General features: G+C 58.2%; 11 protein-coding genes. 7 read left to right on the forward strand and 4 right to left on the reverse strand.

From position 1 onward, the window contains the following. Positions 1–6 precede the first annotated feature (6 nt). The 6 genes from zwf to NITLEN_RS15495 all read left to right on the forward strand — a co-directional run bounded on the left by zwf (position 7) and on the right by NITLEN_RS15495 (position 9461). Positions 7–1407: a glucose-6-phosphate dehydrogenase gene (gene zwf, locus NITLEN_RS15470; protein ID WP_121990538.1), complete on the forward strand. Its 1401-nt coding sequence runs from the start codon at positions 7–9 to the stop codon at positions 1405–1407. Further along, complete coding sequence (locus NITLEN_RS15475) at positions 1400–3796, forward strand: glycoside hydrolase family 15 protein (RefSeq protein WP_121990539.1); 2397 nt, start codon at positions 1400–1402, stop codon at positions 3794–3796. The genes zwf and NITLEN_RS15475 overlap by 8 nt, the downstream gene beginning before the upstream one ends. A gap of 98 nt (positions 3797–3894) precedes the next feature. Continuing rightward, on the forward strand, positions 3895–4257 hold the full coding sequence (locus tag NITLEN_RS15480; RefSeq protein ID WP_121990540.1) for a DUF1622 domain-containing protein: 363 nt from the start codon (positions 3895–3897) through the stop codon (positions 4255–4257). Positions 4258–4294: 37 nt separating this feature from the next. Then, positions 4295–6190 (forward strand): copper resistance system multicopper oxidase, encoded by a 1896-nt coding sequence (locus tag NITLEN_RS15485; protein WP_121990541.1) that lies wholly within the window; start codon positions 4295–4297, stop codon positions 6188–6190. Then, complete coding sequence (locus NITLEN_RS15490; RefSeq protein WP_219999475.1) at positions 6187–7131, forward strand: copper resistance protein B; 945 nt, start codon at positions 6187–6189, stop codon at positions 7129–7131. Before NITLEN_RS15485 ends, NITLEN_RS15490 begins: the two co-directional genes overlap by 4 nt. 269 nt (positions 7132–7400) lie before the next feature. Further along, positions 7401–9461, forward strand: coding sequence for a heavy metal translocating P-type ATPase (locus NITLEN_RS15495; protein ID WP_219999476.1), 2061 nt, complete (start codon positions 7401–7403; stop codon positions 9459–9461). Between the two features lie 661 nt (positions 9462–10122). Here NITLEN_RS15495 and NITLEN_RS15500 read toward each other — a convergent pair. From NITLEN_RS15500 to NITLEN_RS18945, 4 genes are all read right to left on the reverse strand, one after another. Continuing rightward, positions 10123–10437, reverse strand: coding sequence for a helix-turn-helix domain-containing protein (locus tag NITLEN_RS15500; protein WP_121990542.1), 315 nt, complete (start codon positions 10435–10437; stop codon positions 10123–10125). Positions 10438–10939: 502 nt separating this feature from the next. Next, positions 10940–11248 carry a helix-turn-helix domain-containing protein gene (locus NITLEN_RS15505; protein ID WP_121990543.1) on the reverse strand — a complete coding sequence of 103 codons (309 nt, stop codon included), beginning with the start codon at positions 11246–11248 and terminating at the stop codon, positions 10940–10942. A gap of 10 nt (positions 11249–11258) precedes the next feature. Then, complete coding sequence (locus tag NITLEN_RS15510; protein WP_121990544.1) at positions 11259–12125, reverse strand: ImmA/IrrE family metallo-endopeptidase; 867 nt, start codon at positions 12123–12125, stop codon at positions 11259–11261. Beyond that, positions 12118–12507, reverse strand: a complete 390-nt coding sequence (locus NITLEN_RS18945; RefSeq protein WP_121990545.1) for a helix-turn-helix domain-containing protein — start codon at positions 12505–12507, stop codon at positions 12118–12120. Before NITLEN_RS18945 ends, NITLEN_RS15510 begins: the two co-directional genes overlap by 8 nt. A 252-nt stretch (positions 12508–12759) precedes the next feature. Here NITLEN_RS18945 and NITLEN_RS15520 point away from each other — a divergent pair, with 252 nt between their 5' ends. Further along, entirely contained in the window at positions 12760–13002 is a 243-nt protein-coding gene (locus NITLEN_RS15520; protein WP_121990546.1) for a DUF2188 domain-containing protein, read from the forward strand. Position 13003 lies beyond the last annotated feature (1 nt).

Genomic DNA, 13003 nt, shown 5'->3' on the forward strand with positions numbered 1-13003 from the left:
CCACGTATGCACATTCCTCACTCCGACGCTCTCGTCTTCTTCGGAGCCACCGGCGACCTCGTGTACAAGAAGATTTTTCCCGCTCTCTATGCGATGGAGCGGCGGGGACATCTCCAAGTGCCCGTCATCGGGATCGCGAGATCGGACTGGACGATCGAGCAGTTCCAGGCGCGTGCCCGCGCGAGTGTTGAGAAACAGGGCGGCTTCGACGAGGCGGTCTTCGCGAAATTTCAGGAGCGGCTCCACTACATCAGCGGCGACTATGGCGATCCGGCCACCCACGCCGCGCTCCGTCAGGCACTCGGCGGTGCAGCCCATCCGCTGCACTATCTCGCCATCCCGCCCAGCCTATTCGCGAGGGTGGTCGAGGGGCTTGGCCAGTCGGGCTGCGCCCGCGGTGCGCGCGTGATCGTCGAGAAGCCCTTCGGCCGTGACCTCCCGTCCGCGCAGGCGCTCAGCGCGACGCTCCACACGGTCTTCGACGAGTCGTGTGTCTTCCGCATCGACCATTACCTGGGGAAGGAACCGGTGCAGAACCTGCTGGTCTTCCGCTTCGCGAACACCTTCCTCGAGCCGGTCTGGAACCGCACCTATGTCGAGAGCGTGCAGATCACGATGGCCGAGAGCTTTGGCGTCGAAAGCCGTGGCAGTTTCTACGAGGAGTCCGGCGCCATTCGTGACGTGATCCAGAACCACATGCTCCAGGTCGTGGGCTTCCTCGCGATGGAGTCGCCGACGACGACGAATCACGAGTCGATCCGCGAGGAGCAGATGAAGGTGTTCAGGATGATCCGCCCGCTCAGCCCCGAGGACCTGGTGCGCGGGCAGTTCCGTGGCTACCGCCAGGAGGACGGCGTTGCTCGCGACTCGATGGTCGAAACATTCGCCGCCGCCCGGCTCCGCATCGACTCTCCACGCTGGAACGGCGTGCCCTTCTTCATCCGGGCGGGCAAGTGCCTCCCGACGACGATGACCGAGGTGCTGGTCATGCTCAAACGACCCGCACTCAGCACCCTGTGCCCAGGCCAGGCGAACTATGTGCGCTTCCGGCTGAGCCCCGACGTGACGATTGCCATCGGCGCCCGTGTGAAGCGCCCCGGCGATGAACTGATTGGTGATCCGACGGAACTCAAAGTGGTCAACCACCCGCGCGGGGATGAGATGGCCGCCTACGAGCGTCTGTTGAGCGACGCCATGGTAGGCGACGGCACCCTCTTCGCGAGTCAAGACGGCGTGGAGGCCGCGTGGGCGGTCGTTCAACCCATCTTGGGGGTGGTGACACCCGTGCATGAATACGAAACCGGTACGTGGGGACCGTCCGAGACCGAAAAACTCACGGCGGGTATCTGTGGCGCACAGCCCAGTGCGGCTGATACCCCATGGCAACCTATGGTGCCCCATGAATAATCACTGCATTGCCTTTGGGGCGCCAGGGATTGAGCCGCGCTGGACGTCCAGCGCCAAGGACGGCATCGGCACGGCGTATCACAGCAGTTCCCGCGTCTGGTTCACGCTGAGCCACGGCATCGTCAACGAGATCTATTTTCCCCATGTCGATACGCCCAATACGCGCGACTTGCAGTTTCTCATCACGGACGGCGAATCGTTCTGCCACGAGGAGCGGCGCGACCTGCTTCACAAAACCGAACACCCGGAGCCAAACGCGTTGTTGTATCGCCTCACCAACTCCGACCGCGAGGGCCGCTATCGCCTCGTCAAAGAAATCGTCGTGGACCCGCACTCGTCGGTGTTGTTGATGCACACGCGGCTGGACGTCTTGGACCCGAAGCTGCGCGGCAAACTCCGTCTCTATGCGTTGCTCGCCCCTCACATGAAAGGCACGGGCAAGAATAACTCGGCCTGGTGGTGTGGATTGGATGGCCGGAAACTCTTCGACGTGCAACGAGAAGACATTGATCTGTCGTTCGGTTGTACGCCCGATTTCACTAGGCGCTCCGTCGGCTACGTCGGATTCAGCGATGGCTGGCAGGACTTGATGGACAACTTCACAATGGATTGGGAATTCGAACAGGCCGAGGACGGCAACATCGCGTTGATCGGGGAGATCGATTTATCGGATGGAATGGAGTTCACGCTGGGCGTGGGTTTCGGGCGCACTCGGCACAGTGCATCAGCCCACCTCTTGCAAGCGTTCGCCACCCCGTTCGCCGACCAGCGCGAGAAGTATATCAGCCAATGGCAGCGCACTCGTGCCGAGGTCGATTTGAGCACGCACACCAAAGACGGCGGGTCACTGATGCGCGTGAGTCAATGTGTGTTACTGGCGCATGAAGATAAGACGTTCCAGGGCGCGTTCGTGGCGTCGCTGAGCATTCCCTGGGGCGAGACGAAGGACGACAGCGATCGCGGCGGGTATCATCTGGTCTGGACGCGCGACATGGTGCAAACCGCCACGGCGCTGCTGGCCTGCGGGCAGACCGAGTCGCCATTGCGCGCGCTGATCTGGCTTGCGTGTGTCCAGGCAGCCGATGGCAGCTTGCCGCAAAACAGTTCGATCGCCGGCGAGGCGTACTGGCACGGGATTCAACTGGATGAAGTGGCGGGGCCGATTCTGCTCGCCTGGCGTGTGCAGCAGGCGGCCGCACTCCGGCAATTCGATCCGTGGCCGCTGGTCTCGCGCGCCGCGCGGTATGTGATCCTGCACGGACCGGTGACTTCGCAGGAACGGTGGGAGGAGAACTCCGGTTACTCGCCTTCGACGCTGGCGACCATCATCGCGAGCGTGGTGTGTGCGGCGGAATTTTCCCGCGGCAGAAAAGACACATGCGCGGCGGACTTTTTGCTCGATTATGCCGACTGGCTGGTGGCCCATTTAGAGGAATGGACCGTCACGACCCGCGGCGAACTCGTGAAGGGCACACCGCGACACTACGTCCGCATCACGCCGGCCGATCCGAAACACGCCGTGGCTTCGCCTGACCAGGATGAGGCGGAGATTGTCATAGCGAACGGTGGCGGCACACATCCGGCGCGCAACATTGTCAGCGGCGATTTTCTCCACCTTGTCCGGCTGGGGGTTCGTGCTGCAGACGACCCGCTGATCGTCGATTCCCTCGCGGTGATCGATCACGTGCTCAAACGCGATCTGCCTCAAGGCCCGTGCTGGCGGCGCTACAATCACGATGGCTATGGCCAGAAGCCCGACGGCAGCGCCTACGACGGGACGGGTGAAGGTCGCTGCTGGCCGATTCTGACGGGCGAACGTGGTCATTATGAGCTGGCCGCTGGACGCGATCCGTTGCCGTTCATCGACGCGATGGAAACATTCGCCAACGAGGGCGGCATGTTACCGGAACAGCTCTGGGACGCCGATGATTTGCCGGAGGGAACGATGAAACGCGGTCGCCCGACCGGGTCGGCCATGCCGCTGTGTTGGGCGCACGCGGAGTATGTGACCCTGGTGCGCAGTCACAAGGACGGGGTGTGCTTTGACCGCATCGAGCCGGTGTATCAGCGTTATGCCAAGGCCGGGACAAGCAGCACCATTGACATGTGGACACTCGCGCATCAGCCGCAACGGATCGCCCAAGGGAACACGCTCCGCATTATCACCGAAAAGGCAGCGACGATTCATTGGAGCGTTGATGGATGGGTGACGGCGAATGATCTGGACACGCGGGAGGCGGGACTCGGGTGCTGGTTTGGAGATTTGCCGTCGGCCCAACTCTCGGCCCGCACCCGCATCGTGTTTACGTTGTTGTGGCAAGAGGGATGGGAGGGGCAAGATTTTCAGGTGCTGATTGATGCGTCACCTCCCACCCGGCACATGGCATGAACCAATCCAACTGGGCTGTTGATACGACGACAAGCCTCATCGATGGAGCGTCGGGATTTGGCGCATGACGGAGCATTGCAGAAGAAGGCACCAATGACATGGAAGCGGTTGAAGGCACCATTGTTACCCTGGTGCAGTGGCTGCGGCTCGCCGTAGAAACAATGGGCGCTCTCGTGATTGCGGTCGGCGTCATTGTGGCGATCTACGGTTTTGGACGCGCGCTTGCTTTGCAACGGCCCGAACATTACGTCGAGGTCCGGCTGACCTTGGCGCGTTATCTGGCACTCGCGATTGAGTTTGAACTGGCCGCGGACATCCTCTCGACGGCGATTGCACCGAGCTGGGACCAAATCGGCAAGTTGGGCGCCATCGTGGTGATCCGCACCGGACTCAACTATTTTCTCATGCGCGAAATGAAAGAAGAGCGAGTGAAGGGCGGATACGGTACAGGACAAGCGTGAGGGTACCCCTCGAGAAGAAGAAAAAGGAAACATCACCATGGACATCCACGATCACAGTGTGACGCGGCGTGTGTTCCTGCAACGCGCGGGGGCGTTGGGGCTGCTGGCCGCGGTGGAACATCTCGTTCCATCCTCTGCATGGGCCAGCGCGACGAACGGTGCGGCGCACAGCTTGCCGTTGAGCGGAACGGTCATTGATTTAACCATCGCCGAGACTCCGTTTCGCCTGGACGGCCGGACCGCGCCGGCCATCACGATCAATGGGACGATCCCGGGTCCCGTGATCCGGCTGAAAGAAGGTCAACAGGCCACGCTACGCGTCACAAACCGTTTGGAGGAGATCACATCGATTCATTGGCACGGGTTGCTCCTGCCGCCCGACATGGACGGCGTGCCCGGGGTGAGCTTCGGCGGCATCAAGCCGGGCACCACCTTTACGTATCAGTTCCCGGTGCGCCAGAGTGGCACCTATTGGTGTCATAGTCACTCGGGCGGCCAAGAGCTCTTGGGCATGTACGCGCCGATGATCATCGACCCCGTCGAGCCGGAGCCGTTTCGTTATGAGCGTGATTATGTGGTGATGCTGTCGGATTGGAGTTTTGAATCACCCGAAGCCCTGCTTGCCCATCTCAAAAAGCTCCCCGGCTACTATAACTTCCAGAAGCGCGCCGCGCGCGAGTTCTTCTCGGATGTGGCACGGTCCGGTTGGCTACCGACACTGAGGGACTACTTGAGCTGGGACCGGATGCGGATGGACCCGACGGACTTTGCAGATGTCACCGGCTACACGTACACCTATCTGATGAACGGCTTGTCGCCCACCGGCAACTGGACGGGGTTGTTTCGTCCAGGCGATCGGGTGCGGCTGCGCTTCATCGTCGCGGCTGCCATGAGCTTTTTAGACGTGCGCATCCCGGGGCTCACCATGACGGTCGTCCAAGCGGATGGGCAGAATGTGCAACCCGTCGTGGTGGATGAGATTCGCATGGGACCGGCGGAAACCTACGATGTGATCGTCGAACCCGTCGAGGATCGCGCCTACACCATCTTTGCGGAGACGATGGACCGCAGCGGCTATGCGCGCGGGACCCTTGCACCGCAAGCGGGCATGAGTGGGGAGATCCCTGCACGTCGGCCCAGACCGCTCCGCACGATGGAAGACATGGGGATGAACATGGCAGGTATGGCGATGGAGGGCATGGATATGCCAGGTATGAAACAGAACCTGAATGGCAGCGGCATGAAGATGCCTGGCCTGGCCACGGCCGGCGACAGGCCGAGCAGGAAGCCGTCTAATGACAATCCGCACATGGAGCATGGTCCGGGCATGCAGCCCATGCCAGGCATGCAGGATACGCCGGATATGGGGACGGGCGATCAAGATCGCTCGAAGATGCCTGGCGCCGAACCTGTCAAGCATGGCCCCGACGATCACGGCACCGGCAATCAAGTGGTCGCCGAATATTCGCAGAACCGGATGGGGGAACCAGGGAGAGGACTGGAAGGCAGTGCGCGGCGGGTGCTGCTTTACACCGATTTGAAAAGCCTGGCGCCCTATCCGGACCAACGGGAACCGGAGCGCGAGATTGAACTCCACCTCACGGGCCAGATGGAGCGCTACATGTGGTCCTTCGATGGCAAGAAGTATTCGGATGAAAAAGCGCCGATTCGCTTTCGCTACGGCGAGCGGGTGCGCTTGACCTTCGTGAACGATACCATGATGGAGCATCCGCTCCATTTGCATGGCATGTGGATGCACCTGGAAAACGGCGCCGGAGCGTATCTTCCGCGAAAACATACGGTCATCGTGAAGCCGGCCGAGCGGCTGTCCGTCGCCATCAGCGCGGACGCATCGGGACGCTGGGCGTTTCATTGTCACCTGCTGCTTCATATGGAGGCCGGGATGTTCCGCGTCGTCGAGGTGTCAGAGTGACCGGATCATGTCCTCCTGGCAGATTGTCTGCGAGCTTCCTCGCCGTGTTTCTGCTCTGCTTAGTGGGCCAAGGTATCGGCGCAAGAGGCATCGGGGCGCAATCGACCTTCGACCCCTCCCCCCATGTAACGTGGTCAGAAGGGACCAATAACACCTCTTCAAAGGCTCCTCGCCGTTTCACCGCTACGAGTGAATCGCTGAGCAGCAACGCTTCCACCGGACGGGATCGGACGCGACCGAATGTATTGCCGCAACAGGACTGGCCTCCACCCGTCAACGATGAGGAGCACCATCTGTTCACCCTCGTCGACGTCCTCGAATTCCGTCCAAAAACAGGGGGAGGTGAAAGTACGAGCGACTACCGGTGGGATGTCGAGGGCTGGTACGGCGGAGACTATAACCGACTCTGGTTCAAAAGCGAAGGGCAGCGCGGTACCGCCTTCAAAGCAGACTACGATGTGGACTTTCAACTGCTGTATGGCCGGTTCATTCAGAAATATTACGATTTTCAGATCGGCCCACGCGTCGAGACGCAAACGTTCCGCGGACGCAACGTGACCCGTGGGTTCGGCGTGATCGGGATCGAGGGAATCGTACCGTACAACTATGCATTGGAGGCCACTGCATTCATCGATCAAAACGGCGCCGTGTCTGCGCGTCTGACCTTGACCAAGGATCTGTTGCTGACGGAACGACTGATCCTCCAGACCCGCTTGGAAACCAACGCCGCTATACAACGAGTCGAGGAGTTCACGACGGGCTCAGGTCTCAACAACCTGGAATTTGGGGTTCGGCTGCGCTATGAAATCCGGCGCGAGTTTGCCCCCTATGTCGGCATCTCTCTCGATCGGAGTTTTGGCGAGACGGCCACGCTTGTGCGCCAAGAGGGGGGAAACCCGAGTCAAATTCGATTCATGGTGGGCGTGCGGGCGTGGTTTTGACCTATGCTGAGCACACTGTGATGTGGACAAAGGGACGCGATGGAAAGCCTATGTCCGGGGTTCGGAAGGTAAAATGGAAATCCTGACTCACGCCCCCTGCCACTCGATCCAGCTATCTGACTGAGGGAATGTAAGCATGCTGTCCCTCCAGGGACAGCATCCCTCAGGATGGGGCCTTAGATTTCATGAAACCTGTTTTCCGCCCTATTGTGGGCCAGTCACCGGACTCGTGGTAAAAGGACAGCCATTGGGAACGATCGGAGCGCACCATGGACTTGATGACACACACAAATCCCGGACAGACGTCTGACCCACATGCTGGTCACCAGATGTCGCACGACCACCAGGGCCACGATCGCCACGCGGGCCATTCCGTGGCGATGTTTCGCGAGAAATTCTGGTTGAGTTTTGCCCTCACACTTCCCACGGTCTTCTGGTCGCCCGAGGTTCAACACTGGCTTGGTTACACGGCGCCCTCCTTCCCTGGCTCCACATTGATTCCCGCGATTCTGGGAACCGCCGTCTTCCTATACGGCGGCCTCGTGTTTGTGCGGGGGGCACAGGGTGAGCTTGCCGACCATAAGCCAGGCATGATGACGCTCATCAGCTTGGCCATCATTGTCGCATTTGGGACGTCGCTCGCTGCGACATTTGGCCTCTTCCAGGTCGAAGTCTGGTGGGAACTCGCCTCGTTGATTACGATCATGGTGTTGGGCCACTGGCTCGAAATGCGCGCCATTTTCCAAGCCCGGGGCGCGCTCACTGCACTCGCCGCGTTGCTCCCAGACACGGCCGAGCGGGTCACCGGCGCGGAAGTCCGTACGGTGCCATTATCGGAACTGCACGTGGGTGACGTGGTCCTTGTCCGGCCCGGAGGGCGCGTTCCGGCGGATGGCGCCGTTGTCGAAGGCGTCGCCGATGTCGACGAGTCGATGATCACGGGCGAGTCGAAAGCGGTCTCGAAGGAACCAGGGACGACCGTGATCGCGGGAACGGTCGCCGGCGGTGGCAGCCTGCGAGTCCGCGTGACCGCAGTCGGCGAGCAGACCGCCCTCTCCGGTATCATGCGGCTGGTAGCCGCCGCCCAAGCGTCGAGTTCTCGCACGCAAGTCCTTGCCGACCGTGCCGCCGCCATTCTGTTTTATGTGGCCGTCGCAGCCGGCGCGATCACGTTCACCTACTGGTGGGTGGCGGGGGACACCCAACATGCCCTGATCCGGACGGCCACCGTCCTCATCATTGCCTGCCCCCACGCCTTAGGGCTGGCGATCCCGCTGGTGATCGCCATCTCCACCTCACTCGGCGCGCGGAATGGGCTGCTCGTGAAGGATAGACTGGCCCTGGAACGAGCCCGCCTGTTGGACATGGTGATATTCGATAAAACCGGCACGCTGACCCGCGGCGCTCCTGCAGTATCTGGAATTGCGGCTGTGCCTGGCACGTCGGAATCAGAATTGCTTGCCCTTGCCGCTGCTGTCGAGGCCAACTCCGAGCACCCCCTGGCTCGGGCCGTCGTCGAAGAAGCCACACGCCGGGGCGTGCGCCAACTGCAAGCGGCCAACTTCGAGGCGCTGGCAGGGCGAGGGGCGCGGGCCATGGTGGATGGCAAGAGCATTGCTGTCGGCGGACCGCGCCTGTTGGTCGAGGCCAAGGCCACGGTGCCTCCGGAAATTGAGAAGGCCACGAGCGCCTGGGCGTCGGAAGGAAGGACCGTGCTGTCTGTCGTCGCTGAAGGACGGCTGCTCGGTGCGCTTGCTGTAGAAGACGAGATCCGGCCCGAGTCGCTTGAAGCCGTCACCGACCTGCATCGCCTGGGTATCCGAGTCGCGATGATCACGGGAGATGCGAAAACCGTGGCGGAGTCCGTCGCCCGGCGCCTTGGGATCGATGAGGTCGCAGCGGAGGTGCTTCCCGGCGACAAAGCTGCGTCCGTCAAGCGGTTTCAGGCGGGCGGCAAGAGGGTGGCCATGGTGGGAGACGGCGTGAACGATGCTCCGGCACTGGCCACCGCCGATGTCGGGATTGCGATTGGTGCTGGAACGGATGTGGCCATCGAATCCGCAGGCATCGTGCTCGTGCGGAGCGATCCGCGCGACGTGGTCGGAGCCATTGAGCTCTCGCGTGCGACCTACCGGAAGATGATCCAAAATCTCATCTGGGCAACCGCATACAACTTGGTCGCTATCCCGGTCGCCGGGGGGCTGCTCGTCCGCTGGGGATTCGATCTTCCCATGAGTGTGGGTGCTGTCGCGATGAGCATGTCCACAATCATTGTGGCGGCGAATGCGCAGTTGCTTCGTCGCCTGAAACTCCAGCGTGAGACCCTTTGAACGATACAGGTATCATAGGGGCGGCTCGGCTCGGAGCACATCTGCATGATGCTGGGCATAGAATTGCTAGTGCTTTCACTGGTTCCTTTAGTCTCCCAGCGTGACATCTGGCGAATAGGTTAGAAAATTGTCTCGATCTTCATCTAAGCAAGACGTCGGAAGGTGGTCTTTATGGGTGGACTTCAGCGGAGTTTCGTGAGTGCCGTAATGCTATGGTCATGAGCGTGCCAGCTAATGCTGCGGCTGGATCGCATGAGCGCCCTGTCATACGACCTTTGTAAGGGTTAGCACTATATTTGGTATTGACCTCAAGGTCTCGCGTCTATATACAGGGGGTCGCTCCAAGCATGACTTTGTAGTCGTCCAATTATAAAGTGACGTAATTGGCAAAATATTTCTGAGCGCCAAAGCTGTTTGACCTCAGTGTCACAAAACACTGTTTCCTTCCATAAGCGGATTATAAACGACTTTATTTTTCTTTGGCCTATAGCGAATCTGGAAAGTAATCAATTTGGATGAAATCTGGCCAATCGAAAAAATTCCGAAATTGCCGCTATTAGTGTGGAGTGCTGTAAACAACTATATTTATCTCCACAATCGGTTCAGTAGACGATGGCGTGCGCCCCAGCAAGATAGATTCGCTCCACTTCTCGATTGCCGACTAGACCACAACTTCCAAACCGCGCTGTCGCACCAGGTGGAGCAGCTTGAGAGCGGTGCCTGTGGGCTTCTTCTGGCCGATCTCCCACTTCTGGACCGTCGACACACTTGTATTCAGAAGACGGGCAAACACTCCCTGGCTCACCCGTGAGGACTCGCGGATGCGCTTGATTTGCGCCGGCTTCAACGGCGTGACGGGCGGCACGCACAGACGGTCAAATTCCTGCAGCGTGAGCTGATCCATCGCGCCAGCCTTGTGTAGCCCCCTCGCCGTTTCGAGGACGGCTTCAAGAATCGCTGATTTGGTCTTTCGCATCGCAATCCACCTCCATCAATTCACCAGCACGCTGTGCGTGGCCGAGCGCTTGCGCCGTGAGTGGGTGCTGTCCTCGTTTCCCCTGAGCTGTCCTAGGCTCATTTGAAGTGTCCTAATTTAATTTTCACTGACCTAACTAGGACAGCACCCGGGCATCATGAGGCGCAGCGCCTCGTCTGGCATAACCGGCATAGTCAATTCGAAGTATGAACAGAGAAACCGGCGCAGGCGGAACAATGCATCATTGATCGTCGACAGCCGGCTCACATATTCGGAGTCCTTCGGCAGTGCACACTCCGGCTGGTAGAAAAGTCTTTGCCAACTATCCACCTGGTTGTCTGGTGTGCTTTCAACCGATCGTTTTGGCGTCTGAATATGCCAGAAAGTTCTCCATTTGACCCGTCTCAGATTAGAGCTTATGTTGTCAATGGATGGAATGAGGTACCCGCAGCCGCCAACCCGCGCCCGAAAGAAATAACCAAGACCGAAGAACGCAACCGTCTCAGACGTGAACCGCCTCTCGTTTCCGCTCTTTTACTTTCACAGAGACTTCGACGCGCGAGCCAAGCTTATTGAGGATCATCATCAATCTGTCAGAGGTGAACCGTTCGAGATCAGCCGTTCGTATTCGCGAAAAGTCAGCAGCCGGAACCCTTGTAAGGCCTTGCGCCTTCCGAACACTGAGTTCTTTCTTATCAAGCGCCTTAATGATTTCAGCGGCCAGAATAGCTTTAAACTGCCGAACATCTGCATAAGGAATGTTCAAATCCTGATAGACGTTTCCGCTCCCACGGATAATATCTTCTTTCATTTGTATGACGTTATCTCTTCTTCGTTCTGTCTGGCCATGAAAGCATACCATCTAATTCTCGACAGTACGGGTCGCCGTCTTCCGTTTCCTCGTTTGCTGAGACTCCTCCCGCAGGAAGAGAGTCTTCCTCGAACCAGAGCAACGACAACATTCGATCCCAATCAGGCAAATACCTCGACTCCTCATAGAGAGTTCCGCCTCGAGTCCAGTCTTCAAACCATTCTGTGGGGTCAACCTCGCAGGGACCCTCTTGAACAAGCTTTGCTCCTTGCGCTGCCAGGGATGAAGGCGGCACACGATATCCAATCTGAACCCATGCTCCCATTTCTCTCAGGGAAGGGGAGCGGCTCGCGTAACGCACGATCCCATGCTCAGATAAGACAAATGTGCAAGGCATGTCGTTCAGCGCCGCAAAACGGGATCCCGTCGCTGTCAGCGAGGCCTTAAATTTCTTTCCCAATGTGACTACAGAATTAAACCCCAGATCTACTGCATTTACTAGCGGCTTAAAATGATCAGAGGGCAATAGAATTTCAGAGGCAAAGACGTCACAGAGCACTTCATTTTTAGGCCGCTTGGTATAATGTTGCGAATCACTCTTGCCAGTGTGTTCACTCGAAAGATCTAGATAAATATGTCCAAGTTCATGACAGATGGTAAAGCGCTGCCGCTCTTCAAGGTGGTTCTTATTTACAATGATGTGCCACTTGTCTTTGATGGGTAGGGAGTGACCGGATTCGTTTTCAGGAAGTTCTGTCTCATATCGAAGCCCTGCATCGATGTTCTTGACATAGCGTTCCATTGAAACTGGGCATGTAAGATCTGGAAAGCTTCGCACAAAAGCACGAGCTTTCAAAATAACGGTAGACTCATCCACCTTCCATAGTCTCCCTGATTTTCCGGATCTGTTCGAGGACTCTTTCCCAGGCGTCCTTTCCTATTGGCCGTCCACGCGATCTCATTCTGGCAGCGGATTCAAAGTCCTCGATGGAAACTTTGGAACTTTCCAAAACATAGTTCAATAAATCCTCGTCAACTGGTTGTTGTACGAGGAACTTCAAGATTCTTGCTTTGCGTTCTCCAGGTCGCAGCGCGCGGATCAAGCTATCCACAGTGTCATCCGATGGATCAGCCTTTTCCCCCGTCTCCAGTCGATGCACATATGCATGATCGAGATCGGCCAACTGACCCAATTGTCGCAATGATAGGCCCTTTTCGGTCCTGAGACGCTCAAGAAGTCCACCAAACCCTATCGACATATGCCCTCTTGACTTGAAGGTAGTTTGCGGGTAGCCTGTTGTCCAGAAATATATTTACAGACAACATATTGACTCATGACTAGAAGTACTTATCACAATGACAATCGAATGAATCATGGCAACTGTAGTCCAACTGGGCAACACAATTTACTCTGGTAAATATGCCAATGCAAGCAGCCTTGAGATGAAATTAGGACCGCGTGATCAGTCGGGAACACCGCTAAACCAATCAGCCAACGAGAAAGGAGTCCTATGGGAAAAAATGATCGTTACGTTGTGAAGCATGAAGATGGATGGGCCGTGAAAAAACCCGGTGCTGAACGAGCAAGTAGCATTCATCGCACCCAACACGAAGCTGAACAGTCGGCCAAAAACACCGTCGCAAACCTTGGCGGAGGAGAAGTGAGGATTCAGGGACGCGACGGACAGTGGCGCGATTCCGATACGGTATCACCCGGCAACGATCCTTGCCCTCCGCATGATCGTAAGCACTAAG

Origin of the sequence: Nitrospira lenta (assembly GCF_900403705.1) — a bacterium.
GTDB classification, from domain to species: domain Bacteria; phylum Nitrospirota; class Nitrospiria; order Nitrospirales; family Nitrospiraceae; genus Nitrospira_D; species Nitrospira_D lenta.

What these genes read in the sequence shown, in the direction of transcription:
- zwf (WP_121990538.1), top strand. Translation starts at nt 7, where the DNA reads ATGCACATTCCTCACTCCGACGCTCTCGTCTTCTTCGGAGCCACCGGC.
- NITLEN_RS15475 (WP_121990539.1), top strand. Translation starts at nt 1,400, where the DNA reads ATGAATAATCACTGCATTGCCTTTGGGGCGCCAGGGATTGAGCCGCGC.
- NITLEN_RS15480 (WP_121990540.1), top strand. Translation starts at nt 3,895, where the DNA reads ATGGAAGCGGTTGAAGGCACCATTGTTACCCTGGTGCAGTGGCTGCGG.
- NITLEN_RS15485 (WP_121990541.1), top strand. Translation starts at nt 4,295, where the DNA reads ATGGACATCCACGATCACAGTGTGACGCGGCGTGTGTTCCTGCAACGC.
- NITLEN_RS15495 (WP_219999476.1), top strand. Translation starts at nt 7,401, where the DNA reads ATGGACTTGATGACACACACAAATCCCGGACAGACGTCTGACCCACAT.
- NITLEN_RS15500 (WP_121990542.1), bottom strand. Translation starts at nt 10,437, where the DNA reads ATGCGAAAGACCAAATCAGCGATTCTTGAAGCCGTCCTCGAAACGGCG.
- NITLEN_RS15505 (WP_121990543.1), bottom strand. Translation starts at nt 11,248, where the DNA reads ATGAAAGAAGATATTATCCGTGGGAGCGGAAACGTCTATCAGGATTTG.
- NITLEN_RS18945 (WP_121990545.1), bottom strand. Translation starts at nt 12,507, where the DNA reads ATGTCGATAGGGTTTGGTGGACTTCTTGAGCGTCTCAGGACCGAAAAG.
- NITLEN_RS15520 (WP_121990546.1), top strand. Translation starts at nt 12,760, where the DNA reads ATGGGAAAAAATGATCGTTACGTTGTGAAGCATGAAGATGGATGGGCC.